General features: G+C 71.2%; 26 protein-coding genes and 3 pseudogenes. 17 read left to right on the plus strand and 12 right to left on the minus strand.

The genetic code is table 11. The features are described 5' to 3' along the window. Positions 1 to 23 precede the first annotated feature (23 nt). Together OG472_RS41265 and OG472_RS41270 are read right to left on the minus strand one after the other, a co-directional pair. Complete coding sequence (locus OG472_RS41265) at positions 24 to 623, minus strand: DUF6461 domain-containing protein (protein WP_401613421.1); 600 nt, start codon at positions 621 to 623, stop codon at positions 24 to 26. A 133-nt stretch (positions 624 to 756) separates the two neighbouring features. After that, positions 757 to 1,236 carry an HAD domain-containing protein gene (locus OG472_RS41270; RefSeq protein ID WP_401613419.1) on the minus strand — a complete coding sequence of 160 codons (480 nt, stop codon included), beginning with the start codon at positions 1,234 to 1,236 and terminating at the stop codon, positions 757 to 759. 20 nt (positions 1,237 to 1,256) lie between these two features. Here OG472_RS41270 and OG472_RS41275 point away from each other — a divergent pair, with 20 nt between their 5' ends. Both OG472_RS41275 and OG472_RS41280 read left to right on the plus strand, forming a co-directional pair. Beyond that, the gene (locus tag OG472_RS41275; RefSeq protein ID WP_405942982.1) at positions 1,257 to 1,982 is read left to right on the plus strand and encodes an MOSC domain-containing protein; all 726 of its coding nucleotides are present in this window, start codon (positions 1,257 to 1,259) and stop codon (positions 1,980 to 1,982) included. A gap of 79 nt (positions 1,983 to 2,061) precedes the next feature. After that, positions 2,062 to 2,793 (plus strand): hypothetical protein, encoded by a 732-nt coding sequence (locus OG472_RS41280; RefSeq protein WP_405834401.1) that lies wholly within the window; start codon positions 2,062 to 2,064, stop codon positions 2,791 to 2,793. Here the strand turns inward: OG472_RS41280 and OG472_RS41285 are convergent. Further along, positions 2,777 to 4,408: a carboxylesterase/lipase family protein gene (locus OG472_RS41285; protein WP_405942983.1), complete on the minus strand. Its 1,632-nt coding sequence runs from the start codon at positions 4,406 to 4,408 to the stop codon at positions 2,777 to 2,779. The two genes, OG472_RS41280 and OG472_RS41285, sit on opposite strands and share 17 nt — an antisense overlap. 185 nt (positions 4,409 to 4,593) lie before the next feature. On the opposite strand from OG472_RS41285, the gene OG472_RS41290 reads away from it, so the two are divergent. Then, on the plus strand, positions 4,594 to 5,574 hold the full coding sequence (locus OG472_RS41290) for a hypothetical protein (RefSeq protein WP_405942984.1): 981 nt from the start codon (positions 4,594 to 4,596) through the stop codon (positions 5,572 to 5,574). Between the two features lie 54 nt (positions 5,575 to 5,628). Here OG472_RS41290 and OG472_RS41295 read toward each other — a convergent pair whose 3' ends face one another. From OG472_RS41295 to OG472_RS41305, 3 genes are all read right to left on the minus strand, one after another. Then, the gene (locus tag OG472_RS41295; protein WP_405834407.1) at positions 5,629 to 6,657 is read right to left on the minus strand and encodes an NAD(P)/FAD-dependent oxidoreductase; all 1,029 of its coding nucleotides are present in this window, start codon (positions 6,655 to 6,657) and stop codon (positions 5,629 to 5,631) included. Continuing rightward, on the minus strand, positions 6,654 to 7,208 hold the full coding sequence (locus OG472_RS41300; protein ID WP_401613705.1) for an isoprenylcysteine carboxyl methyltransferase family protein: 555 nt from the start codon (positions 7,206 to 7,208) through the stop codon (positions 6,654 to 6,656). The genes OG472_RS41295 and OG472_RS41300 overlap by 4 nt, the downstream gene beginning before the upstream one ends. 140 nt (positions 7,209 to 7,348) lie before the next feature. Further along, complete coding sequence (locus OG472_RS41305; RefSeq protein WP_405942985.1) at positions 7,349 to 8,410, minus strand: type III polyketide synthase; 1,062 nt, start codon at positions 8,408 to 8,410, stop codon at positions 7,349 to 7,351. Positions 8,411 to 8,486: 76 nt separating this feature from the next. Here OG472_RS41305 and OG472_RS41310 point away from each other — a divergent pair, with 76 nt between their 5' ends. Beyond that, positions 8,487 to 9,383, plus strand: a complete 897-nt coding sequence (locus tag OG472_RS41310; protein ID WP_405942986.1) for a UbiA family prenyltransferase — start codon at positions 8,487 to 8,489, stop codon at positions 9,381 to 9,383. A 143-nt stretch (positions 9,384 to 9,526) separates the two neighbouring features. Here the strand turns inward: OG472_RS41310 and OG472_RS41315 are convergent, their stop codons facing one another. Both OG472_RS41315 and OG472_RS41320 read right to left on the minus strand, forming a co-directional pair. Then, the gene (locus OG472_RS41315; RefSeq protein ID WP_405942987.1) at positions 9,527 to 11,302 is read right to left on the minus strand and encodes an Ig-like domain repeat protein; all 1,776 of its coding nucleotides are present in this window, start codon (positions 11,300 to 11,302) and stop codon (positions 9,527 to 9,529) included. 191 nt (positions 11,303 to 11,493) lie between these two features. Further along, positions 11,494 to 12,528: a PHP domain-containing protein gene (locus OG472_RS41320; RefSeq protein WP_405834413.1), complete on the minus strand. Its 1,035-nt coding sequence runs from the start codon at positions 12,526 to 12,528 to the stop codon at positions 11,494 to 11,496. A 1,175-nt stretch (positions 12,529 to 13,703) separates the two neighbouring features. On the opposite strand from OG472_RS41320, the gene OG472_RS41325 reads away from it, so the two are divergent. Continuing rightward, positions 13,704 to 13,988 carry a hypothetical protein gene (locus OG472_RS41325; RefSeq protein ID WP_405942988.1) on the plus strand — a complete coding sequence of 95 codons (285 nt, stop codon included), beginning with the start codon at positions 13,704 to 13,706 and terminating at the stop codon, positions 13,986 to 13,988. Between the two features lie 228 nt (positions 13,989 to 14,216). On the opposite strand, the gene OG472_RS41330 is transcribed toward OG472_RS41325, so the two are convergent. Further along, a complete protein-coding gene (locus OG472_RS41330) occupies positions 14,217 to 14,765 on the minus strand; it encodes a GNAT family N-acetyltransferase (RefSeq protein WP_405942989.1) in 549 nt (182 codons plus the stop codon). Positions 14,766 to 15,831: 1,066 nt separating this feature from the next. Then, on the minus strand, positions 15,832 to 16,422 hold the full coding sequence (locus tag OG472_RS41335; RefSeq protein WP_405943249.1) for a Ku protein: 591 nt from the start codon (positions 16,420 to 16,422) through the stop codon (positions 15,832 to 15,834). A 165-nt stretch (positions 16,423 to 16,587) separates the two neighbouring features. Here OG472_RS41335 and OG472_RS41340 point away from each other — a divergent pair, with 165 nt between their 5' ends. Further along, positions 16,588 to 17,406 carry a hypothetical protein gene (locus OG472_RS41340; protein ID WP_405942990.1) on the plus strand — a complete coding sequence of 273 codons (819 nt, stop codon included), beginning with the start codon at positions 16,588 to 16,590 and terminating at the stop codon, positions 17,404 to 17,406. A gap of 311 nt (positions 17,407 to 17,717) precedes the next feature. Here the strand turns inward: OG472_RS41340 and OG472_RS41345 are convergent, their stop codons facing one another. After that, complete coding sequence (locus OG472_RS41345; protein WP_401613391.1) at positions 17,718 to 18,152, minus strand: hypothetical protein; 435 nt, start codon at positions 18,150 to 18,152, stop codon at positions 17,718 to 17,720. Positions 18,153 to 18,765: 613 nt separating this feature from the next. On the opposite strand from OG472_RS41345, the pseudogene OG472_RS41350 reads away from it, so the two are divergent. Together OG472_RS41350 and OG472_RS41355 are read left to right on the plus strand one after the other, a co-directional pair. Further along, positions 18,766 to 19,301: pseudogene (locus tag OG472_RS41350) on the plus strand (DUF6420 family protein). Between the two features lie 2 nt (positions 19,302 to 19,303). Next, entirely contained in the window at positions 19,304 to 19,621 is a 318-nt protein-coding gene (locus OG472_RS41355; protein WP_405943250.1) for a transposase, read from the plus strand. 26 nt (positions 19,622 to 19,647) lie between these two features. On the opposite strand, the gene OG472_RS41360 is transcribed toward OG472_RS41355, so the two are convergent. Next, the gene (locus OG472_RS41360; RefSeq protein WP_405942991.1) at positions 19,648 to 20,289 is read right to left on the minus strand and encodes a hypothetical protein; all 642 of its coding nucleotides are present in this window, start codon (positions 20,287 to 20,289) and stop codon (positions 19,648 to 19,650) included. A gap of 187 nt (positions 20,290 to 20,476) precedes the next feature. On the opposite strand from OG472_RS41360, the gene OG472_RS41365 reads away from it, so the two are divergent. The 9 genes and pseudogenes from OG472_RS41365 (at position 20,477) to OG472_RS41405 (ending at position 24,133) form a co-directional block, all read left to right on the plus strand. Next, positions 20,477 to 20,863: a hypothetical protein gene (locus tag OG472_RS41365; RefSeq protein WP_405943251.1), complete on the plus strand. Its 387-nt coding sequence runs from the start codon at positions 20,477 to 20,479 to the stop codon at positions 20,861 to 20,863. Continuing rightward, positions 20,863 to 21,420 (plus strand): hypothetical protein, encoded by a 558-nt coding sequence (locus OG472_RS41370; protein WP_405942992.1) that lies wholly within the window; start codon positions 20,863 to 20,865, stop codon positions 21,418 to 21,420. Before OG472_RS41365 ends, OG472_RS41370 begins: the two co-directional genes overlap by 1 nt. Beyond that, a pseudogene (locus OG472_RS41375) lies at positions 21,420 to 21,626 on the plus strand (putative T7SS-secreted protein); the annotation flags it as partial. The gene OG472_RS41370 and the pseudogene OG472_RS41375, both read left to right, overlap by 1 nt. Positions 21,627 to 21,676: 50 nt before the next feature. Further along, positions 21,677 to 21,826, plus strand: a complete 150-nt coding sequence (locus OG472_RS41380) for an HNH/endonuclease VII fold putative polymorphic toxin (RefSeq protein WP_405943252.1) — start codon at positions 21,677 to 21,679, stop codon at positions 21,824 to 21,826. Between the two features lie 22 nt (positions 21,827 to 21,848). Continuing rightward, positions 21,849 to 22,205 (plus strand): annotated as a pseudogene (locus tag OG472_RS41385) (Imm50 family immunity protein); the annotation flags it as partial. 95 nt (positions 22,206 to 22,300) lie between these two features. Further along, positions 22,301 to 22,696 (plus strand): Imm50 family immunity protein, encoded by a 396-nt coding sequence (locus OG472_RS41390; protein ID WP_405942993.1) that lies wholly within the window; start codon positions 22,301 to 22,303, stop codon positions 22,694 to 22,696. Between the two features lie 286 nt (positions 22,697 to 22,982). Continuing rightward, positions 22,983 to 23,120: a hypothetical protein gene (locus tag OG472_RS41395; protein ID WP_405942994.1), complete on the plus strand. Its 138-nt coding sequence runs from the start codon at positions 22,983 to 22,985 to the stop codon at positions 23,118 to 23,120. Between the two features lie 156 nt (positions 23,121 to 23,276). Next, entirely contained in the window at positions 23,277 to 23,576 is a 300-nt protein-coding gene (locus OG472_RS41400) for a lamin tail domain-containing protein (protein WP_405943253.1), read from the plus strand. A gap of 269 nt (positions 23,577 to 23,845) precedes the next feature. Further along, entirely contained in the window at positions 23,846 to 24,133 is a 288-nt protein-coding gene (locus OG472_RS41405; RefSeq protein WP_401613381.1) for a hypothetical protein, read from the plus strand. Positions 24,134 to 24,439 lie beyond the last annotated feature (306 nt).

Consider the following 24,439-nt stretch of genomic DNA (forward strand, 5'->3'; position numbering starts at 1 on the left):
GCGATGCTTCCCGGCCTCGATTTCTATCTGCGGATCGCCATGCTCGGTGCCCGGTCGGTCAGGATTTCCCGAGGCACCGAGATCCCGAAGTCTTCCTCCGCCATGCGGTAGGCCGCCTTGACGGGATCCAACCCCTCGACGTCATCAACGGAGACGGGCTCCCCGTGCTCGTCCAAGAGCCCCACCCGGATCATCGAGGGGATCAGACGCCCGGGTTCCCTCCCCGTGGGAGCCGGATCGGTCAAGGGATCGAAGGCGCAGATGGTCTCGCCGTCGACGGCATAGATGAAATGGGTGTCGAAATTCGTCGTCTGCGACAGCTCCACGGCCTCGGTGCCCCTGGAGATCTCGCGGACCCGCGAATCGATCTCGGCGCCGTGCTCCACGACAGCGCCGTAGCTCGCCAGGAAGAACGACCAGTCCCCCGACCGGCCGGCCCTGAGGAGTGTCACATCGGATTCCATTTCGATTTTCTCGGCCTCGGCCCGGCTCAGGCGCATCTCCTCGCCGACGCAGCCCGCCCTCCGCAACAACTCGGAAGGCTCGATATTGCGAGCAGCAATCAACCAATGACCTTCGAGGCCGGAGCCGTCGAGCCACTGCAATCCGCCGCTGTCCGTCATCGATTCTTCCCCCTGCTCTCCGCTTCATGTGCTTCAACCGGATCCTACGGCCAAGCCTCCGACGGCCGGGGAACCCCGCATGCGAGGGCGTATGTGAGGGCGAAACGCCTCCCTGCCGCCGCGTCGAGGGCGGCTATCCCGAACGGAGCCATGCCCACAAAGCGGTGAAGTCGGCGTCGCCCAGCCCCCGCCCGGGATCCACGCGCTGCAGGAGCGCCCTGCCGGGGTGCCGGGCGGCCACCCAGTCCCGGTCGGCGCCGGTGATCTCGTCGTCCACCCAGACGAAGGGCCGTCCGGCCGCGTGCGCGAGGAGGGCGGGGGTCTTCCAGTGGATCCCGCCCCGCCCGTCCTCGTCGGACGGCTCGGGCCAGGCCACCAGCGGCAGTTCCGGGAGGCCGAGCCGGGGCGCGACGCACTCGTTGGCCTCGGCCATCCAGGTCGTGGCCCACACGAGCTCGCACGGCAGCGCCGCCAGCCTCGGCCCGAGGGCCGGATCGATCCGGGCGAGCAGCGGGTTGGCAGCGTCCCCGGGCGGGTACGGGCCCGCACCGAACGGGATGAGCGGTCCGTCGACATCGAGGTAGAGGAGGGGACGGACCAGGGAACCGGTCATGATCCCACCGTAGTACCGTCATGGCGGTGGCGGAGAACGTGGGCGTGACAGAGCGGTTGTGGCGGTACCCGATCAAGTCGACCGGCGGCGAACTGCTGCGCGGCGTAAGGGTCGACGAGCGCGGCCTGGTGGGCGACCGGCTGTACGCGGTACGGGACGCGGAAGGCAGGTTCGGCTCGGGCAAGAACACCCGGCGCTTCCGCCGGATGGACGGCCTGCTCCACCTGAGCTCCCGCTACGCGCCGGGCGGCCGGGAACCGGGCCGGCCGGAACTGCTCGACCCGCACGGACGGGTGGTGGCCGACCCCACGGCCTACCTCCGCACCTACCTCGGCCGCGACGACGTCGAACTGGCCCGCGAGGGCGAGGTCTCCCACTTCGACCAGCTGCCGCTCAGTGTCCTCACGACGGCCACCCTCGACTGGATCCGCGACGAGGTGCCGGGCGTGCCGGTCGACGAACGCCGCTTCCGTCCCAACATCCTGCTGCGCACCCCGCCCGGCACCCCGCCGTTCGTCGAGGACGAGTGGATCGGCCGCAAGGCCCGCCTGGGAGACACCCTCCACATCGAGTTCCTGCGCTCCAGCGAGCGGTGCGTGATGACCAACCAGGCCCAGCACGACCTTCCGCACTCGCCGCTGATCCTGAAGGCGATCGCCAGGGCCCACGACAACCGGCTCGACGTGCTCGCGCAGGTCCTCACACCCGGAACGGTCCGGGTCGGGGAACCCGTCGTGCTCGAATAGCGGCCCCGACCAGGTGGGTGCGAGGCGGGCGGAACCAGGGCGGCCGGGATCGCCTCTTGCTGACCAAAGGGGGATGGTCATGACAATCGCAGCGGGGTCCGTGACGGGACGAGTGATGGTGGCGGGGCTCCTGTGCGCCGTTCTGGCGGGGTGCGGGACCACCCGGGCGGGGCAGGCCGCGCCGCCCGGCGGCGTCCCCACACTCGCGCCGGCCGAGTGCGGCCTCGACGTGCCGACGGACGGGGGCACCGGCGGGGCCGCGGGCCCGCCGACGGATCAGGAGACCGGTGCCTACGCCGGTCCGCCGACGGACGAGGACACCGGTGCGCCCGCCGGCCCGCCCACCGACGAGGACACGGGCGCCCCCGCAGGTCCGCCCACGGACGAGGACACCGGCGCCCCTGCCGGTCCGCCCACCGACGAGGACACGGGCGCCCCCGCAGGCCCGCCGACCGACCAGGAGACCGACGGGTACGTGGGCCCGCCCACCGACGGCGAGATGGGGAACGGCGGCGGCCCGTGCGGCCCGGCCGACTGGTTCGACATGACCCGGGACTTCAACGCCTACTTCGACAAGCGCCGCACCGACCAGGACAGCGACGTCCGCGTCAGGGAGACCCGCGTCCGCAAGGTCCGCACGGTCGGCGAGGCACGCATCACCTTCACCACCAGGGAGGTGGGCAAGGGCGCCGCCGAGGACGCCCGCAGGATCGCCGCCGTCTTCACCGCATGGCGGCGCCAGGTCTACGGCGACACGGGCACCCTCACCCTCCGCACCGACGAATACACCGTCATCACCCAGAAGTGGTGACCCCGGGCCACTGCGCGTCCCAGAGCGCGCAGTGGTGTTCGGCCCGCGCGTCCACCGTACGGATCCCGTCCGCGCCCGGCGCCAGGGACAGCACCGCCGCCGCCGATCCGTGGCGCGCCCACGGCGGCGCTCCGGGCGCGGCCGGGACGCCCGTGCGGGCGAATCCGGTCCAGTAGCCGGCCATCCGGTCCGCGAGCTGCTGCTGGGGGCCGGTCAGCGCAGCCATCGTGAACAGGTAGGGGAGTTCGAAGCCGTGGGCCGCACCGAGCGGCAGCCCCGGCACCTCCGGCAGCCCGGTGAAGTTGGGCGCGTCACGGTCGCTGAACCGGTACTCGTACGTCGGCACGTGCCGCGCCAGCGCCCGGCCGTCCCGCAACGCCGGGCAGAGGAAGGACGCGTCCGTCAGCAGGGTGGCCCAGGCCACCGTAGGGGTCGGGTAGGCCGACACCGGATAGCGGGCCCCCACCGCGCGGGCGGCCGAGGCGCCGAAGGACAGCTCCAGCCTGGCCCGGTACGCGGCTTCGTCGCCGATCGGATACGCGGCCAGGGTCTGTGCGAGGAAGAGGCGCATCTCGTCCTGTGTGGCGCCCTGCATCACGGGCACCCGGTGGAACCGCCCGTCCTCCAGCGCCCGCCGGGGCTCCAGCGGCAGCGTGTCGTTGCCGTAGGAGACCAGGGAGAAACGCTGCATCAGTTCGGCGGTGGCGAGGGCGCCGGAGTCCAGGCGGCGCAGGCAGTCCAGCACGCCGGTGGGCCGGCTGCAGCCGAGCCGGGCCGCCGCCAGGACGCCCTCCTCGACCGTGCGCCGCTCGGGCACGAAGGGCTCGTACGTGCCGAGGCCGGGCAGCAGCGACCGGGGAGGCGTGGTGATCGAGCACGACCCGCTCTGCACGATCGCCTTCTGGAACAGGCCCGCCGAGGCCGGGGAGGTCAGGTGGGCGCAGACGCTGAGGGCCCCCGCCGATTCACCGAAAACGGTGACGTTGCGCGGGTCCGCGCCGAAGCCCTCCGCGTTGGCCCGCACCCAGCGCAGCGCCGCCCGCTGGTCCGCCAGGGCGAAGTCGGGGGCGCCGCCCAGCTCCGGATGGCCGAACAGGCCGAAGACGCCCAGCCGGTAGTTGACGGTCACCACCACGGCCCCGCCGCGCACGGCCAGCCGGTCCGGCCGGTAGGAATCGCCCGCACCGCTGAAGAACCCGCCGCCGTGGAACCAGACCATCACGGGCCTGAGCCGGCCCCCGGCATCGCGGCCGCCCGCCGGAGCGGTGACGTTGAGGTACAGGCAGTCCTCGGAGCCGATCGGCGCGCCCGGCTCCAGGACGGGCAGCTGCACACAGCGCGCCCCGGGCGCCCCGGCGTCGCGTACACCCTCCCACCGGGGCGCCGGCTCCGGGAGCCGCCAGCGCAGGGCGCCGGTCGGGGGAGCCGCGAAGGGGATCCCCTCAAACGTGCGGTACGCGCCGTGCGCCCGGCCGCGTACGGAGCCACGGTCGGTGCTCACGACGGGTCCCGTGTCGGCGGCGGGCCGCTCCGGCGGTGCGGCCGCGCCCAGCAGGAGCAGGACCACCGGCAGCAGCAGCGCGCACCGGCGACGGAACTGGCGGATGTCGGTCACACCGACGACCTTTCCCGGAGGACCCGGGCAGGCCGGGGCGGGCCGGCGTGAAGACCCCCGTTTGCCCGCCCCGAATGGCGCAGTGAGCAGAACTGGCACTCAATGTAACAAAGCGTGCGCTTCCCATGACGCACGATGACCGGCGCGCGATGTGTAGACCCGCGCGTCGGCGAACGGAGCTTTCCATGAATGACCCCATCACCCTCGCGACGACGCCACACGAAGACCGCCGCGGGACCCCCGACTCCACCGCGCCGGACGCGCCGGACGCGCCGAACACACAGCGCATGCGGACCCTGCTGGACACGGCGGCCACCTGCCGTCCCCTCGAGGAGGTCACCGCCCTGGTGAGCCTCCTCAAGGAGGGCGGCCGGCTGCCCGACGCCGGACACGAGGCGCTGCGCACGGCCGCCGTGACCCGGCCCGTACAGGACGTACGACGGATGGTCGCCCTGCTGGGCGAGCCCCCGCACGAGGTGGTCGAAGCGGACATCACGCTGCGCGCCGCCGCCGTCGGGCGGTCCATCGAGGACGTGGCCCTGCTGGTCGCCATCCTCGGCAAGGACGAGCCCGGCACGGTGGACCGGCAGCGCCGCGCCGGTCCCTCCGGGCCCCCCGAGCAGGACGACGAGGAGCGCCACCACGAGCCCGAGGAAGAGCCGTACGACGAGCGGTTCGAGGAGCCGTACGAGCTGCCGCACCGGGAGCTGTACGACGCGCCGTACCAGGAGCGGCACCCGGAGCCGCGCCGGCGCACCGCCCCCGCCGGCGAACCGGCCGGCTCCCCGGCGCTGCGGCACGTACTGCGCTGGCCGGTGGCGCTCGCCCTCCTGGTCAGCGGCGCCCTGCACCTGCCGGCCGACCTGACGGCCCTGCCGTCCGCGGCCCCCGCCGACTTCCTGCCCCTCCTCGTCACGGTGCTCTGCCTGGGAATCGGCGCACTCGTGGCGCTCCGGGACACCCCCGGGGTGTGGCGGGCCGGTGCGGTCACGGGGACCGGAGTCGTGGCCCTGCACGTGCTCGGCGGATCGGCGGGCTTCGACCCGCTGGCCGGCGCCGTGGGCGGCGCCCTGGCCTGGGCGGGCGTCACCGTCGTGCTGTGCGCGGCGGCCGGCGCGGTCCTCGCCGGACTGGCCCTGAGGAACCGTCGGGAGAACTCGGCCTGACCCGCGGCCCCTCCGCCCGACCGGCACCCCGCGCCCCGTGCGCGGGGTGCCGTGTCATGCGAGCAGGTTCACCGCCCCCGTGAACACCCGTGGCAGCCGGGCGGCCAGTGGAACGATCCGCGGTGCGAGCCGCGGCTGGTGACGGGCCCAGAGCAGGGACGCGGTGAGGGTGCGGTAGCTGCGCGACAGGTCCCGCCAGGCCTGCTCGTACGCCTGTGGCCGGCCCGCCCGTACGCAGCGCACCAGCTCGCCCGCCGCCGTCACGGCCAGGGTCAGGCCCTCGCCGGTCAGCGCGTCCACGTACCCCGCCGCGTCCCCAACGAAGAGCACGCGCCCCGCCACCCGTACGCGGGCCCCCTGGCGCAGCGGCCCGGCCCCGCGCACCGGCGTACCGGCGGCGCCCGCGCCCAGCCGCTGCGCCAGCAGCGGGAAGCGGGCGAGCTGTACGTCGAACGGGGCCTGCTCGGTGGTCAGTACGGCCACGCCGACCCGGTCGGGTCCCAGAGGGGTGACGTAGGCCTCGCACCGCGCCGACCAGTGCACCTCGACGAGGTCGCTCCACGGTGCGACCTCGTAGTGGCGGCGCAGCCCGTAGCGGGCCGGCCGGCGGGGCGCGGCCGGCGCCGAGAGGCCGAGGCCGCGCCGGACGGGGGAGTGCAGGCCGTCTGCGGCCACGAGGTAGCGGGCGGTGAGCCCGGCCGCGGTGACGTGGTGGACGTCCTGGCGCACCTGGTCGACGCGCTGCCGGAGCACCCGTACGCCGAGTTGTGCGGCGCGTTCGGCCAGTGCGGCCTGCAGCACCGTCCGCCGGGCGCCGAGCCCCGGGCCGGACCGGAAGAGCCCCTCCGCGTGCCGGCCGCTCACGCCGTCGACGTAGCGGATGCCGTGGAACGGCTGTCCGGCCACGGGGACGCCCAGCTCCAGCAGCCGGCGTACGGCGCCCGGCATCAGGCCCTCCCCGCAGGCCTTGTCGATGGGCGTGGCCCTCGGCTCCACGACCACCACCTCCAGGCCGGCGAGCGCGCCGTGGATGGCGGTGGCCAGTCCGGCCGGCCCGCCGCCCGCGATCAGCAGGTCGATCACGGCCTGGCGCCCGCGGACGGGACGGAGCCGGGAGCGCGCAGCCGGCCGCCGTCGGTCAGGGCGGCGTCCTCACAGCCGATCCGGACGCGCAGGAGGAGCAGGTTGAGCACGGTGAAGCCGAGCGCGGTCAGCCAGGCCGAGTGCACGAGCGGGAGCGCGATCCCCTCCGCGACCACCGCCACGTAGTTGGGATGGCGCAGCAGCCGGTACGGTCCCGCTTCCACGAGCGGCAGACCGGGGACGACGAGCACCCGGGTGTTCCAGCGCCGCCCGAGGGTGGCGATGCACCACCAGCGCAGGGCCTGGGCGGCCACGACGACGCCGAGGGCCGACCAGCCGAGCAGGGGGACGAACGGCCGGCCGGCCGCCCAGGGTTCGACCACGCAGCCCACCAGCAGGGCCGTGTGCAGGGCGACCATGGCCGGGTAGTGGCCGCGGCCGTACTCGCGGCCGCCCCGGGCCAGGCTCCAGGCGGTGTGGCGGCGGGCCGTGACCAGCTCGGCCAGGCGCTCGACGACGACGAGGCCGATGAGCAGGAGGTACGGGACCAGGGAGGCGGGCACGGTCACGGAGCCCGGAAGGGTCACCTCGGCCGGGAGGGCCGCGTCGGCCGGAAAGGCCACGGAGGTCATGGAGGGCATGGAGGGCATGAGGGGCATAAGGGGCATGGAGTCCATCGCGTTCATCGGGGTCACCAGCGGAGGAGGACGAGTTCGGAGGCGAAGCCCGGACCGAAGCCGAGCATCAGCCCGACCGAACCGGGCGGCGGCGGCCCCGCGCTCTGGACGCCGTCCAGGATGTGCAGGACCGAGGCGGAGGAGAGGTTGCCCACGGCGGCCAGGGAACGCCGGCTCGCGGCGAAGGCCTGCTCCGGCAGGGCGAGCGCGTCCGAGAGCGTGTCGAGGATCTTCGGGCCGCCGGGATGGCAGATCCACGCGTCGACGTCCGCGGGCTTCAGGTCGTGGGCGGCGAGGAAGGTTTCGACCTCCTCGGCCACGTGCAGTCTGACCAGGTCCGGGAGTTCGCGGCCGAGCACCATGCGCATGCCCCAGTGCCCGATGTCCCAGCCGAGGAGGTGCTCGGTGCCCGGATAGAGCCGGCTGCGGGCGGCCACCACCTCGGGACCGGCGCCGGTGGCGTGCAGGGGATGGTCGCGGCCGACCGCGAGCAGGGCGCCCGCGCCGTCGCCGAACAGGGCCCCGGCCACCAGGTTCGCCATCGAGGTGTCCGTGGACTGGAGGGTGAGCGAACACAGCTCGGTGGACAGCAGCAGGGCCGCGTGCCCGGAGCGGCCCGTCAGATGGTCGTGGAGATGGCCGACCCCGGCGGCGCCGGCCGCGCAGCCGAGGCCGAACAGCGGCATCCGCCGCACGTCGGGCCGGAGACCGGTGCGGGTGGCGAGACGGGCCTCCAGCGAAGGCGTCGCGAGCCCGGTGACCGTGGTCGACATGACCAGATCGAGCTCGTGCGCCGCCAGGCCGGCGTCGGCGAGGGCCAGTTCGAGGGCGCGGGCGCCGAGTTCCAGGGCCGTCTCGACGAACAGGGCGTTCGTCGTGCCGAAGTCGTTCGCCGGCCCGTAACGCTCCAGCGGGAGCGCGAGATGGCGGCGCTCCACGCGCACCGAGGCGTGGACCCGGCGCAGCAGGGCGGTATCGGAGCCGGACGGCAGGAAGCGGGCGAGCGCCTCCGTGATCTCGTCCTGGGGATGGAGATGGGGCGGGAACACGCTGCGCACTGCCAGAACACGTGTCATTGAGTCACCATAGGAAACAACTGACACATCGTTATGAATCAGGAGAACCGGGCGCGGCGCCGCATAGCGTGTCGCCGTGCCCCCGCGAACCCCGCAGACCCCCGAGACGACCGCCTCCACGGAGCGGGCCGAGCCCACCGAGATCCGCAGGCCGGCGAGGCCCGCAAGCACGGTGACCGGCCTGTTCGCGGCATGCCATCCGCTGCCCGCGACCGCCGTGACCCTCTTCAGCGCCGCCCTGGCGGCCGCCGCGGGCCGCAGCCTGCCCGGGGCGGCCGTCACCGTGGGCGCGGTGGCCGCCGGACAGCTGTCGGTGGGCTGGTGCAACGACCGGGCCGACCTGCGCCGTGACCTGGCCACGGGCCGACGGGACAAACCCCTGGTCGCCGGTACGGCGTCGGCCGCCGCCGTGACCCGGGCGGCCGCCGTCGCGCTGCTCCTCTGCGTTCCGCTGTCGCTGGCCGGCGGGCTGCTCGCCGGCGCCGTGCACCTCGTCGGCGTCGCGGCCGCCTGGGGCTACAACCTGCGGCTGAAAGGCACGGCCGCCTCCTGGGCCCCGTACGCCCTCGCCTTCGGTCTGCTGCCCGCCTTCGTCACCCTCGGGCTGCCCGGCGCGCCCTGGCCGCCGCCCTGGCTCACGGCCGCCGCGGCCCTGCTCGGCGCGGGTGCGCACTTCGCCAATGTGCTGCCCGACATCGAGGACGACCTGGCCACCGGGGTCGTCGGACTGCCCCAGCGGCTCGGCGTACGGCGCTCCGCCGCAGCCGCCGCCCTGCTCGTCCTCGGCGCGACCGCGGCCCTGGTCGCCGGACCGCCGGGGCGGGTGACGGCGTACGGATGGGGGCTGCTGGCCGCCACGGCGGCGGCCCTGCTCCTCGCGGCCCGCCGGCCCGCCGGAAGGCTCCCGTTCCTGACCACGATGGCGGTGGCCGCGGCCGATGTGGTCCTGCTGCTGGTCGAACTCCGCCCCTGATCCTGCCGCTCTTCCGGCGGCACCTGGAGCGTCGGGGCGCTGCTCGTGTGCGGACACCGGCTGAGGCGGGCGGCGGCGGGTGTCGGCCGCCACGGTGGCGACCCCGGCAAGCGCGTTCTCGCCGGGGTCGGCCCTGCCGGTGGCTACGGGCACCCGGGTCCGTTGCCGGGGCGGGCACAGGCGTCGCTGCCGGGGCCGCCGTCCAGGAAGTTGGTGCCCGCGCCCCCGTCGAGCGCGTCGTTGCCCGGGCCGCCGGTCAGGGTGTCGTCACCCGCGCCGCCCCGGAGCGCGTCGTTCCCGTCGCCGCCGACCAGCTTGTCGTTGCCGTCGCCGCCGACCACGTTGTCGTTGCCGGGGCCGGCATCGAGCGTGTCATTGCCTCCGCCGCCGCTCAGGTTGTCGTTCCCGGCGGCGCCGTCTAGCGTGTCGTCGCCTTCGCCGCCCGTCAGGCTGTCGTTGCCGGCGCCCCCGCAGATCAGGTCGTTCCCGCCGCGGCCGTCGACGAGGTCGTTCCCGCCGAGGGCGAAGATGACGTCGTCGCCCGGCGTGCCGTTCAGGCTGTCGTTGCCCTGGGTGCCGCTGATCGTGGGCGTGGCGTTGGAACAGGTCAGGGGCTGGACGATCTGGTTGACCACGGGGGAGGTGCTGGGGAGGTAGGTGCCGCTGCCGCCGTAGCGTGCGGTGACGGGGTGCGTGCCCACGCTCAGGGCGGAGGTGGTGAACGCGGCCTGGCCGGAACCGTCCAGGGCAGAGGTGCCCAGGACGGTCGCGCCGTCCTTGAAGGTGACGGTGCCCGTCGGGGTGCCGGAACCGCCGGTCACGGTGGCCGTGAACGTCACGCTCTGACCGGCGACCGACGGGTTGGCCGAGGAGACCAGCGTCGTCCCCGACGCCGGCTTCACCGTGGCCACCGTCGCCGCGAGCGGGAGGCTGCCGACGCCGACCGTGGCCGTGACGCTCTTGGCCGCGGTGTCGATCACGGACACGGAGTCCACGTTGCCGTTGGCGGTGTAGGCGTGGGCCCCGTCCGGGGAGAGCGTCACGTCGCGCGGGCTCTGGCCGACGGGGATCGTGTCGGTGACGGTCTGGGCCACGGTGTCGATCACCGATACCGAGGAGGAGGCGAGGGCGCTGTTGGCGGTGTAGGCGTGGGCGCCGTCCGGGGAGACCGCCACCCCGAACGGTGCGCCGCCGACAGGGATCGTGGTGGTGACGGTGTTGCTCACGGCGTCGATCACCGACACCGAATCACCGTTGGCGTTGGCGGTGTAGACGCGGCTCCCGTCCGGGGAGACCGCCAGCCCCAACGGGCCCGCGCCGACGTCGATCGTGGCGGTGACGGCCTTGGTCGCGGTGTCGATCACGGACACGGTGGAGGCGGTGATGCTCGCGTTCACGGTGTAAGCGTGGGTGCCGTCCGGGGAGAACGCGACCGCGCGCGGACCGACGCCGACGTCGATGGTGTCGGTGACGGTGTTGGTCGTGGTGTCGATCACCGATACGGACGACGCGATCTGGTTGGCGGTGTAGACGTGACCGCCGTCCGGGGAGACGGCCACTCCCACCGGGGAGATCTGGCCGACGTCGATCGTGGCGGTGACGGCATGGGTCGCGGTGTCGATCACCGAGACCCCGTCGGAGCCGAAGTTGTCGTGGGCGACGTAGGCGCGGGTGCCGTCCGGGGAGACCGCCACATCGCGCGGGCCGGCGACGGTGCCGATGGTGGCGGTGACGGTGTTGGTGGCGGTGTCGATCACCGACAGCGAGCCGGTCCCGCCGTTGTTGACGACGAACGCGTACGTGCCCGGCGGTACCGCCACCGCCTCGCCGGCCGGCAGGGCCACCACCGCCAGGGCGGCCACCGCGAGGGACGACAGCGATCGCCCCACTCGCTCACGACGCACAACGACAGGCCTCATACCGAAGGTTCCTTCCACTGGCACGGCGACACCCACGGCACCGGGCACACCCCTGGCGAGCGAACAGAACCCGATGCATCAGAGCAAATGATGATCAGATATACATTCCGCCCACCGTCGCGGAGGTCAGCGACCAGGGCGCCGCCCCGCACGCCACCCGCGCGGCCCTGGCGGAAGCCGGCATGCGGACCTCACCCGGCGCGTCGGGTGTCGGTCCAGGTCAGGAGCTGGTCCGCGGTCCAGGTGTTGATGATCCGCCCCGCCGGTACGCCGCATTCCACGGCTCGTTCGCAGCCGAGCACCTGCCAGTCCAGCTGGCCCGGCGCGTGTGCGTCGGTGTCGATCGCGAAGAAGGTGCCGGCCGCCACGGCCAGGCGCAGCAGCCGCCTCGGCGGGTCCAGACGCTCGGGCCGGCTGTTGATCTCCACGGCGGTACCGGACTCCGCGCAGGCCGCGAAGACGGCCTCGGCGTCGAACTGCGACTCCGGCCGGGTGCGCCCGGTGACCAGCCGCCCCGTGCAGTGGCCCAGTACGTCCATCAGCGGATTGCGCACGGCCGCCAGCAGCCGCCGGGTCATCGCGGGAGCGTCCATCCGCAGCTTCGAGTGCACCGAGCCGACGACGAGGTCGAGCCCTTCCAGCAGCTCCGGCTCCTGGTCCAAAGCCCCGTCGTCGAGGATGTCGCACTCGATTCCGGTGAGCAGCCGGAAGGGCGCCCACGTTTCGTTGAGCTCGGCCACCACCGCCAGCTGCTCGCGCAGCCGCTCCGGGGAGAGCCCCCGTGCGACGGTCAGCCGCGGGGAGTGGTCGGTCAGCACGGCCCAGTCGTGGCCCAGCGAGGCCGCCGCCCGGCCCATCGCCTCGATCGGACTGCCGCCGTCCGACCAGTCCGAGTGCATGTGGCAGTCCCCGCGGAGGGCCGCCCGCAGTGCGGTGGCGGCAGGGGTGGCCGGCGGACCCTCGGGGAGTGCGGCGGCCTCGTCCTCCAGGGTCTGCAGGTAGGCCGGGACGGTCCCGTCGAGGGCGTCCCGTACGACTTGGGCCGTCTTGGGGCCGATGCCCTTGACGGCTTCCAGGGTGCCCGCCGCGGCCCGCTCGGCGACCTCCCGCTCGCCCATCCGGGTGAGCGCCGCGGAGGCCGTGCGGAAGGCCCGTACCCGGTAGGTGGGGGCCTGGGCGCGCTCCAGCAGGAAGGCGATCCGGTCCAGCGCCGCCACCGGTTCCATCGGGTGCCTCCCGTCTCCGGCCTCCCCTATCCGCTCTTCAGCTCCGAGCGTCCCGCCTTCAGTCTCCCGCGCCCCGCTTTCCGGACCAGTGTCCGGCGCGGGAGGGACAGCCTCCGTTCCCGGCGCCGGGGGCCGTACCACGGTTCCAGTGTCCCCTGGTCTCCTTCGCCAGTTCGGCCCACTCTGCGTGCACGGGCTGCGGCCGCACGGCGTGGATCGTGCGGCGCATCGACGGGGCCGGACTCTGTGCCCGCTGTTACCGCCTCCCGCCCGCGGTCTGCTCGACATGCGGTCGTACCCGGCCCTGCTTGTACGCCAAGACCCCCAGCCCGCAGTGCGGGTCGTGCAACAACCTCCAGCGACGTGCGGTCGTGTGCGCGGGCTGTGGCCTGGAACGACGCGTTGAGGTCCGCAGGCAGGACGGCCGGCCGCTGTGCGCAAACTGCGGGCGCCAGCGGCCGGCGTGTTCACAATGCGGGTGGAAGCGCCGCGTCGGCGGGCGCACGCCGGACGGCGCGCCTCCGTGCCGCTCCTGCTACGCCGCCCATCCGATCGCCCGCCAGCCGTGCGTCGGCTGCAAGGTCGCGACCCGGCTGCACCGCCACGGCCTGTGTCCCCCGTGCGCGCTCGCTGCGCTCCTTGACCGGCTCCTGGCCAGCCCAGATGGCACCGTCACCCCCGGCCTACGGGCGGTCGCCCGCAGTTTGCACCGGGCCGAGCCCCGGCCCGTCTGCGCTGGCTGGAAGAGCGGCCCGGCCCGCAGGCCGTCCTCGTGCGAGCAGGGCTACGTATGGCGGGACGGCTACGACGGCGACTCCCCCCTGCGCGTCACACCGGAAGAACGCGGGCGGCTCTTCTCTTTGTGCGGGCGGCCGGATGGGGGACGTGCGGGCGGGAGCAAGGACCGAGGGCAGGGCGGGCGCTTTCCTCAGCATGGAGGGTGCTAGGTCTAGCGACAGGGGTCGCTAGGTCCAGCACCAGTCCTGGCAACTTGAAGGGCCGCTGACCTGGGATCTAGCGGCTAGCAAGCGATACACGAAGCCCCATCCGACCGGAACCGGGGCGTTGGGGCTCACTGCCGCACGCTAGCCGGGCATGAAGCCGGGCTCCCCTCCCTCAATGCCTGCCGGCGAGGCGGGGTCCCGGACCCCGACCTGTACCTGCAGCCCACCCCCATGGCCCTGCAGGACTGGGCCATCGGCTACGCGGCCCGCTCCCGCGACGCCGCCTGCGGCGCCGGCCGCTCCTTCTACCGCTGGGCCCAGACCCCCGCGGCCGCGGGCGGGCCCGCCCGCGTGCCGGCCGGCACCGCGAAGTCGCTCCAGTTCCGGCGCGGCGGGAACTGCGCCGCCGGGGAGCCGCTGGTCGCATCGGACGGGGTCGGGAGCCGGCTACAGGGGCGGGGCCAGCCGGGAGCCGACGCGAAAGCGTGGGTCTGCCGGGGAACCGCCCTGCGATGAGGCCTCGTAGCCGTTCGCGTCCGGCTCAACGGGTGGCACGGCATCGTCGGAGCCTGGCGGCCCGTGACCTGCCAGCGTTTGCCCGCCCACCGGACCCGCCGCTGAGCCAGCTTGACGTGTTCCCAGTCCCCGCGCCACTGGTCGACGAGCGCGGTATCGGCCCGGAGCTTGTCGGCGGCCGGCCTGTCCAAGCCGCGCGGGTGGTGAACTGCGGTCAGAGCCGCAACATCAACGGAGGTGCTCATCGTCCCAGTCAGGTGCCGTCGCCGTGCCGGCGAGCCAGTCCCGGCGAAGAACCGCGTATCCGACGGCGTCGTGGACCGTGCCCTCGGCCGACGGCCACGCCTCCCGGTAGTGCGACTCCTTGACGTACCCGCACCGTCGGAAGGTGCGGCGCATGGCGGCGTTGTCCTGGCGCGTGGTGCCCTCGATCCGCCGGATCCGGGGGAACTCGGTGAACAGGTACGCCGTCAGCCAGGCCAGGGCGTGGCTCCCGACGCCCCGACCCCGGTGGCGGGACCGGATCCTCAGGTCGAACACCGGCGTGCTGTCGCCCAGGTCCATCAGCCGGATCAGCCCGAGGACCCGGTCACCTGCGGTGATCCAGAAGGTCCGGCTCTCGTCACTGTCGAAGCGGCCGTCCGAGATCCATCGCCGAGCCTGCTCGCGGTCGATTACGGCTGCACCGTGGAACGGCCAGGTGTCGCCGGCGAGGAAGTCGACCAGGTCCTCGGACTCGGCCTCGGAGGGGACGAAACGTCGATAGGTGATCTCCACGGCCGCACAGTAGGGCCGACACGATCCGGCTTCCAAGCCATTTCGGCCGGGGCGGGCCGGAAGCCGGGTAGTCAGGAGAGCGGCAGTGCTGTCCCGGTGTCGAGCCGGGCGGGCCAGAGCGCGGGAAGGGTCCGGTGCGCCTGCGGGTCAAGTCCCGACGCCACCAGGACCCGACGCCTCGCCCCGCTCCTGATCGTCACCCCCCTGGCCAGCGGAGGCGCCTCACTCTCCTCCACCGCTTTCGCCGCTCCCACCACGACAACCGCAAACGTCACCACCGACACCGACAGCCCGCGCACCGTCAAGCACGTCACCAAGGGCACGTGGATCGACGGCGGGTCCGGTGGTCTCGTGGGTGGAGGGGGAGGTAGTGCGGGAGATGCTTACACGACCGAGCGGGAGAACGTCCTGTGGTCAACGGATCGCGAGATGAGTGAGGTCCACAACGAGCTGTAAGAGGCGACGGGACCTCGACTGAGCTCCGTTCCGGTCGGCAGCCGCGGCTCCAGTGGTAACTCCTGCCCACCGGGGCCGGGCGGGCCGGTGCGCGCGTGCGCGCTCTTGGTCGGCAGGCACCGGAGCGGAAGCCGACCCGGCTGGCTGGGCCGGGATGGGGTGGTTGGTGTGGCTGAGCACGATAGGTGGCCCCTGAGCACGCTGGTTGGCCCGCAGTGCCGTGTCAGGAGCCCGCGGGACGGTCAGGGCTCTGACCGGGGGTTCCGTGGTGGGTCCCCGCTCCTGCGTGGTCTACTCGCGGCATGGCCACCTCGAACTTGGACTATTGCGGCTCTGGATTTTGGGTCCGCGACGAGCAAGCCGAAGTGTGGCTGTACCTGCTGGCGCAGGAGGCGAAGGCGGTCGCTGACGCTCCGGAGTGGTTGGCCGGTGCCTGCGACGACTGGGAGATGCAGGCCACGACCGGCTTCGTCGGGTTCGTCTCGTCCTGTCTGGACGAGCACCTCGGGACGGAACCCGCTCGGGTCGCGCTCGCGCTGCACCTCTCGGAGTGCGTCCTGCAGCGACTGCTCGCATGGACCCCCGCCATCCCGAAGGATCTCGTCAACTCCTACGGCACAGGCGGCCATGACAAAGGCTTCGACGTGGACCTGCCCGTCGAACCCATGCTGGCGTGCGGTCGCGCGTTCACAAGCCTTCTGCGCGGACAGCTCCCGCCAGGACACGACAACTGGGCCTGCTGACCTCGGCATTCCATGAGACCCACGGCGCCGGTGGCCTTGGGCGCGGGTTCGGCCTTCTCGACGGTCTCGCCGGCCTGCTTGGCCTCGATGAGGGCGGCGACCTTCTCCTGGTAGACGTCGCGGTAGTCCTCCGGCTGCCAGTCGATGGCGAGGGCGTCGATCAGCTGGTGGGCCATCTTCAGCTCCCCCGCGCTCGCCTTGCCGCTCTTGGGGAGGTCGGGGATCTCCTGGTGGGGGTCGCGGATCTCGTCCGAACAGTGCAGCGTGTGCACCGCCAAGAGCCCCTTCTCCGCCTTCAGGGCGACGGGGTGCTCGCGGCCGCGCATCACGAAGGTCGCGATCCCGGCCCGGTTGGACTCCTCCAGCGCCTGCTCCAGCAGCCGTAGACCTTGGTTTTCTTGGGGAGAAGTGTGGCGCGAGGCGAGTCGGGACGACTTCGTGCAGCTCAGCGCAGGTATCGATCACCCTGGCCCGTGCAACAGGTGTGGCGCTATCACTGGATCAGGTGCCGGTCAACGCTTCAACGCGTGGGACCCTCGTAGCCCGGGAGGCCCGAGCGGAACGGTGGTCGGATGCCCATGGGGCGGGGCCGGCGGCGGCCGTCTGGGCACTACGCTGCACGCGTGATCGATCATCCGAACGTACGTCTCGCCGACCTTCTCGACCGCCGCGCGGACGGGTACGAGCCCGCGCCGGACACAGTGCTCGCCGCACTGTTCGAGGGCGGGGTGTTCGTTCCCGTCACCGACACCGGATCGGTGATGTTCCTCCCCGACGACGAGCAGCCACCCACGCTGCTCGGCTTCACCGACGCGGCGCTCGGCGCGCAACTGCTGCCGACGGCCGCCGGGATGGTGCACTGTGACGCGGCGCGGCTGAAGGACATCCTGGAGAAGACCGGCGTCTCCGTGCTTGGGGTCCGCTCCGGGAACGGGCAGGCGATCTTTCCTGAGCAGGTGCTGCGGGACTGGGCGACCTTCGGCCCCGGGGCGGAAATGAAGCTCGACTGGTCCACCGACCCAGTGGCGGTCGCCCTGCGCGACGCACTGGTTCGGCGGGTCCGCGAATTTCCCGCCGTCCGCTCGGTGTGGGTCGCGCAGGTCCGGTGGCGGGCCAGCGGCGAGGAACACCTGATGCTGCACGTCGCCGTGGACGAGGACCCGCCCTCGGCCTCCGCCGACCGCCTGATGCAGATCCTGCTCAGCGAGGAGGTAAAGCTCGGCCCGAGGCACCCGAAGGTCGGGATGCTCGCCCTGAACACCACCACCCACGCCGACACCATCGCCCAACTGGACCGCCAGGGCCTGGACACGGTGCGCCACGACGTCGAGTCGGGCCAGGTCCAGGTGATCTCCCGCGAGTACGACGACCCGTCGGCGGCCCCGGCGAATGGCGCCGCGCCCCCGCCCCGGGCCAAGCGCCGCTGGTTCGGCCGCTCCTGACGGGACGTCGCCGATGCGCTCTCCTTCGGATCTCGCCGAGCGCCCAACGCGCGCGCCGATCCGACAAGTTCCGAAAGAGAGGGCCCAGGAGTGACTGACCCAACGGTCCACTCCCGCTTGCCGGCGATGCCGGAGACGCTGACCGGGGTGCCGTTCTTCACAGTGTCCTTGATCGCGCCGCGTGAGCGGGGGAGCAGTAGTGGTGCCGGACGATGCGCTGGCTCCGGTTGAGGCTGCCGGGCACAGCGCTGCCGAGCTACGGCGTCTGAGGCTGCCGCCCTGCGTCGGGCTCGAGACCAAAGCCCAGCGAGCTACTCTGAGGCGTCGGCGGCCGTGCGGTGAAGAACGTGTTTGTCCAGGACGATGGTGTTGCTGCTTCGGACGGTGCCGTGGAGGTCCGAGAGGTTGCCGTCGAGGTGAATGGTCCTTCCCTCCGTGCGGTAGGTACCCGTGTTGACGCCGATCTTGAACACGGGGCAATCGTCCAGGTTGCAGATCACGTTGTTGATCTGCTCGAAACGGCCGTCCGGGGTGAAGGTCAGCTTCTGGATGTAGTGGGTGATTCCCGGGCGGTTCTTGTCGACGGACTCGGTCCACTGCCCTGTCAGCCGGGCCTGGTGTGCGGCTGGGGCGTCGGCCCCCGCCACCTGGGCGGCGGCAGAGCCGCTGGTGGCCGTCATGGCGGCCAGGAGCAGCAGTGCGGTGCCCAATGCTGACTGCATCGTCGTCTTCATCTGCGCGCTCATCCCTTGTTCGTCGGTCCCTGGTCCGTAGAAGACGCAGCAGGGTCGGCTTGCGTGACTGGGGGTGACAGCCCCTCGCTTCGGCGCATGCCGCTGGACAGCCTCCGTGCTGAGTACTGTCGGCGTTGGCGAGCCCGACCGTATCCGTTCAAATGCCGACCTCGTTCCCCCTCGACAGGGACCGCGTCTCGTTTCGTTTGCTTGGCGGACGCGGTGAACACTCCACACCAACCAAAGGGGACGGAGGTAGCGGGCCACTTCCGTTATCCGGCGTGGGGCACACCGGCGGACACTGATTGGCCGAGAGTCACCACGCTCATCACATCGGCAGTCCCGCTGCCCGTGGGGGTCATTCCCGCGTACACAAGGAGCAGATGAACGCGAGCCATCCTCGGATCTCCCGGATGGGGTCATCCCCGCATACGCGGGAATGACCCTGAGACTCCGGGAGTGTCCTCTTCGGCCCTCCGAGAGCTCACAACTGGAGGAACTGGCCGACTCCATGGTGTGCGGATGGGCCTCCTCAAACCTTAGAGGGGTCACAAGGCGAGAAGGCTGCTCCCTCCGGAGGTTCGATTATTGCGATTAGCTGCCCCGCTACTCCCCATGGTGGGGGATGACGAACGATCACCAAGGCACCGTCGGCCCGTACGCCGAGTACGACGGACTGCCGGTCCTGCGCGCTACCGAGACCAGCCTGCCGTTGCTGCACCCGTACGGCCCGGTAGCCGACGGCCGTTGCGTCACGCCCGGTGGCGGGCGACTCACGGTCAGCTCGAGCGGCCGCCATCACAGGATCACGCTCGACCGCCTTGGCTGTGCCGCACAGCTCACCGAGGAGAAGGAGGCGGTCTTATGGCGGCTCGCCTTGGCCGGGGAGGGGCACTGCCTGTTGGCCGGGTGCAGCCATCCGGCCGCCTACCAGGGCACGGTTTTGCGCAGCTTCGAGTTCCGGCCGGGAGCATCTCGACCACCGCGTTCGTCCGTGCGCTGCTCGCCGTCGAGCTGGGCGAGGAGGGCCCCACGAATCGGCTCATGAAGGAGGTCGAAGGGCTGGCTGGGCCCATGCGCCGGCTGAGTGTGCGAGATGAGGCACAGTCGCCGGCTGGATTCTCACTCACCCCGACTCCCTGCCTGAGCGCGAGCGCCTGAAGCTGAAATGCGTCCTCGCTGGCTGCCCCGAATTGGATGCCCTCACCGGACACGTCCGCGCGTTCGGGAAAATGCTCACCCAGCTCCAGGGTGACCAGCTCCCGCAGTGGATAGAGGCGGTCCGCGCTGACGACCTCCCCAGCCTCCACGCCTTCGTCAACGGCCTCGAACGGGATCTCGCGGCCGTCACCGCCGGTCTGACACTGCCCTGGAGCTCCGGCGTCGTTGAAGGCCATGTCAAGCGGATCAAGATGATCAAGCGCCAGATGTATGGCCGGGCCGGCTTCGGTTTGTTGCGGAAGCGAGTCCTTCTTGCCTGATCGCAGCTCTGGCACTCGCTGTCCGTTCAGTTGATCGCAAGCACCAAGGGATCGAGGCCCAGCTTGCTTCGGCATGAATCGACGACCCGCGTGACCCAGGCGGTCACGGCGTCGTGATCTGCCGCGATCGCGTATAGCTCACGAGTCTTCTCCTGGGCTTCGACGATCCAAGGCGCAAACGCGTCCTCTCGTAGGACTCGCTCGAAGTGATCGCGGGCCATGTCCGGGTCCCCAATGAGGGCGGATGCGATCCCGGCGTCGAAGCTGTCCCAGAGGAACCCCTGCCGCACCGGCCTGGACCTCAGGTATCGGGCGACGTTCGGCAGAGCCGGGAACTTCTCCCTCAGCGCCGTCACGTTCGCAACCGCCTGGCGGCTGAGGTCGAGCGCCAGGGGCGTGAACTGGTCCTCGGTGCGGAACAGCTCGGGGTTGGTGCGGACTGCGTCCACGCGGAATGCCAGGCGGTCCACGTCGTGCCACAGCCACATCGCGCCGACGTACAGACCGCTGCCGGCCGTCCGCGGCGGGGTGAACTCCACAACCCCGAGCCACCACCCTTGATCATCAATCCACAGCCGCGACCGCCCGCGTTGGGCCAGTCCGAGCGGCTTCAGGAACTCCCGCGCCGCTGAGGTGATGATCCGGAGGACCGGACTGCGATCTGCCATGTCCGGCATTATCGACCGTCCCACCGACACCGCCGTCGCGCTCCGAATGGGCGACCCTGAACAGGGGGTGGTGCTCGGTGGACACTGACCGCTTGGGTAGCGTGTGCGAATTGGGAGGTTGCCGCGCTGAGCAGGCGGCCTCGGGGAATGGGGCAGTTCATAGGGGTTGACCGAGCAAATCGTTGCCATGCGGAGTGGAATGGGGTACTCCGCTCGTTTGCTGGGTGAATTCCGCCGCACGGCGCTGCTGGTGCCGCTGTCGGAGGGTGATGACGGTGGTCTGATGTCGGGGTGGCAGGGCGGTGTCCGCTGGATCTACGCGTTCACGGATGAGGACGCGCTGGCGCGTTTCGCCGTGGCGCGGGGTGCCGGTGCCGAGGTTCGTGAGTGGGAGTACCTGTCGATCCTGGGTGCCCGTTTGGTCGATGCGGTGATTCCCACGGTCGACGGCCCGACCGGTGTGGCGGTCGATGTCGCGGACGAGGACGCTTCGATGCTGTTCCCGCCGGTCGTGGGGATCGTTGCGGACGCGTACGCCGTGGATGCCGGGCTCGACCGTGCGGATGCCGTCTGATGGCGGGCGACGGGGACCTCGAGGTCTCGCCGGCTGCGGTCAAGAACTTCCAGGACGGTCTGCGCAAGGCGATTGCCGAGTTACGCGAGTCGGGGGATGCGGCCGGTGCGTCCCAGGGTGCCGGTTTCAGTGATCTGTCGATGACGGGGATGGAGGCCGGACACATGGGTCTGTCCGCCGACTTCGAGGACTTCTGCGAGCGCTGGGAGTGGGGCGTGCGCAGTCTCGTGCAGAACGCCAGCACCCTTGCCGGCAACCTCGGGATCGCGGCGGGGACGGTGTGGGAGGAAGAGCAGTACCTGCAGGGTGCGTTCAAGGTCGTCGCGAATGCCGCGTACGGGAATCCGCATGCGAGTGAGGACGAGATCGAGAAGAAGAGCTGGGACGACATCTGGCGGGCGGACGTCTACAAGCCGGACTACAGCGATGCGTCCTTCGAGAAGAGCGACGCGGACATCAAGCAGACCTGGTCGGATACGGGCGACAAGCTGACCTCCAGCGGGTATGTCGGCTCGATCAAGGATCTGCTGGACCAGGCCGACGGGGACGGTAACTGATGGGCGTGGGGGACTTCGTACCGGACTTGTGGGAGGACTGGGCCGAAGACAGGGCCAAGGACGTCGGCGACGCGATTGAGTGGACCGGCGACAAGGTCGCCGACGTGGCGGAAGAGGTCGGTCTCGACGAGGCGGGCGACTGGGTCCGCGACAAGAGCCGCTCCGCCGCCAATCAGCTCGGCGCTGATGTCTCGGAGCTGGAGCTCGGGCAAAAATCTACTACACCGAAGAGTGGTACGAACTACCCAACGGCGACATCGTCGTCTTCCAGGACCACTGGTTCGGCCATCAGAAACCGGGCGAGCCGGGGTATCAGCCGCCACACTTGCACGTCAGGCCCGAGAGTGATCCTCGGAACGGTCACATACCTGGTACGGAGGAGCACTACCGCTATGACCTGGACTGACTTTGTCGTGAACGCGCATGCCATCGAGCCGTACTACCACGAAGTTCCCGACCTGACAGGTGTACGGCTGCGCTCAGTGAACCTGGACGGTTGGGACTCGGCCGTCGTCTTGCGACTCGACCTCCCTCGGTTTCCAGACCGGTGGGACGATCCGTCCGGCGACACCATGCAGTGTCAGATCCAGTTCCTGATGGTCCAGGAATTCCTCATGGAAGGGTGGCAGGCCTCGGTCAAGGCAGATGTGTCACTGCATGAACTGTCCGAGCATCGGCTGTCTGTGCGGGTGACAGCACCCGGCGTTTCGGTGTCGTTCACATCAAATGCTTTCGCTCAAGGTGGGGAGAATCACCGTTTTCAACCGGGACGCAGACGGCGGTGACAGCGGCCTGCAACACTTCACACGGCCCATCGAGACCAGACGCTATCCGAAGATTCCTCCGACTTATACGAACACCTTCTTTGAGCGGGTGTGAAATGACTGACCCACGCATTTGGCTGGAACTTAAAGCCCTATACGGCAGTGCACCCGTCCCCGACCTGGACACCTGCCCCCTTTTCTACATCCACATCGACGAGCGGGGCACCTCGGTGACCTTCGGCTTCGAAACCCAGCAGCTGCCGCCGCACCCGAAGCCGGAATGGTCGGAGCAGGCGTACAACACCTTCCGCTTCTGGATCGAATTCACCGGAGTGACCAACCTCCGGGTATCCGGCATCCGCGCGGAGACAAAGCGCGCTGTCCGAATCATCGCTGGCGACAGAGCTGACGACCTCCAGGTCTCGGTGAACAGCGAGACCCGCTCGATCATCTTCTCTGCGGTCTCTTCGCGGGTCTCGCACACTCGCGTCTACCTGCAGGGGGCGCTGTAGCAAGGTCTTGTGCCGCTCGATTCCCCTGCGCCAACCTCGCGCAGGACCGATCAACGGAACGCCTGCGCTGTTGCACCGGGCGGCCGCCCTGGCGGGGTGTCAGTCCACTGCGCCCGCCATCGCCGCGAGCGAGACTCCGATCATTATCCTCGATGCTTCGACAACGCGGTGAGGTCCGGTGCCGGGCGGCGCAGATCGGCGGCCCGTACCTCGGGGGTGTCCCGCCCGGCGAGCCCGGCCAAGGCCACGTCCCGGACGTTGGGGTTGGTGTGCCTTTCCCGGCGCCATGCTGTACGGGCGTACGGGGGACAAGCTGGCCGACCACCCGGACAACGACGAGCTGTACGCCATGGCCGAGCGGCTGGCCGTGCCGCTCACACCCGGCGGTGCGCTGACACCGCCTCAGGGAGGGAACCCCACTTGAAGAAGACCGCCATGTTCGCCGCGACTGCGGCACTCGCCACCCACGCTTCTCGCCGCACCGCAGGCCAGCGCCGCCACCCATCAGGCTGGCCTGCACTTCGGCGTCCTCCAGTTCGACGGCCCGGGAGCGGATCTGCCGCAGACGAACGCGAAACCGATCGCCGAGTACGTCGACCTCCACGACAACACCCGCACCGCCCTCCAGCTCCGCGGCTACACCGTCAAGACCAACTCCGGATACCTGTACACCTTCCCCACCTTCACGCTGGGCGCATGGAAGACGGTCAGGCTGAAGATAGGCCAGGGCGCCAACAGCGCCGGCACCGTGTTCCGGAAGAAGAAGAACTTCTGGCTCAACAACAATTCCGGCTCCCTCACCCTCACCGCGCCCGGCGGTACCAAGAAGGACAGCTGCTCCTGGCGGGCCAACGGCCGCGGCTCCACCACCTGCCACTGAGCACGCGCTCGCGCCCGGCCTGTTCCCGCCGAGACGGTGGACCGGCCACCGCCCGTTCCGTGCCCGGCCCCGCGCGGGTGTGACGCTTGACCGCCATCCGGTTCGGGCCGTCCAGAGCGACCCGAAACCGCTCGTTGCCGAACAGCTCGACCGGACTGACCTCCGCACCTCTGACCACGGCAGGCGGCGCCGGGCCGTGGGAACCGACCGCTGCCTCGTAGGACTCGCCCGGCGCGACCCACCCACCCCTGCTAGGAGAAGGACCCCACATGACTGCCATCGACGACCCGACGTTGAGCATCGACCACGCCCGGGTGTGCAGGGCAGCGGCCCGTATCGCCCCCGCGCACAGCGACTTCATGGACCAGCACCGCGCCTGGTACGCCCTGGTCGGCACGAACCTGTACTACGTCCGCGAACTGCTGGCACAAGCCACCGAAGAGCCCGCCCCAGACGTCGTCACCTCGCGGAAGATCCTCGACGCGCTCGGCTTCCCCGTTTTCGCCCTCGGGTACCGGGACCTCCTGGACCACGGCCACCCTGCCCACCGCGAGTAGCGACACGGCGGTGGATCGCCCGGCGACCACGGTTGCCTACGAGCCGGGTGCGTTGCAGCTGCAGGGCACAGGGCCGGGCGTTGGGGAGGTATGCGAATCCACCGCCTCGAGAACGCACACCATGCGGGGTAATGGGCTCCTGAGCGTCGGATCGGTGATGGGCTACCGGTCGATTCCGAGGCGGAGCTGGAACAGCCGGGCGAGTGCGAAAGGAACCGTCTACCGGGACGCCGGCACCGCCCGGCGGAGCGGCCATCCACCTGGACTCGAACGTGCACGCGGTTCGAGCTGGTGTCCGCAGGCGCC

The sequence above is a fragment of the Streptomyces sp. NBC_00207 genome, assembly GCF_045160965.1.
Classification (GTDB): Bacteria; Actinomycetota; Actinomycetes; order Streptomycetales; family Streptomycetaceae; genus Streptomyces.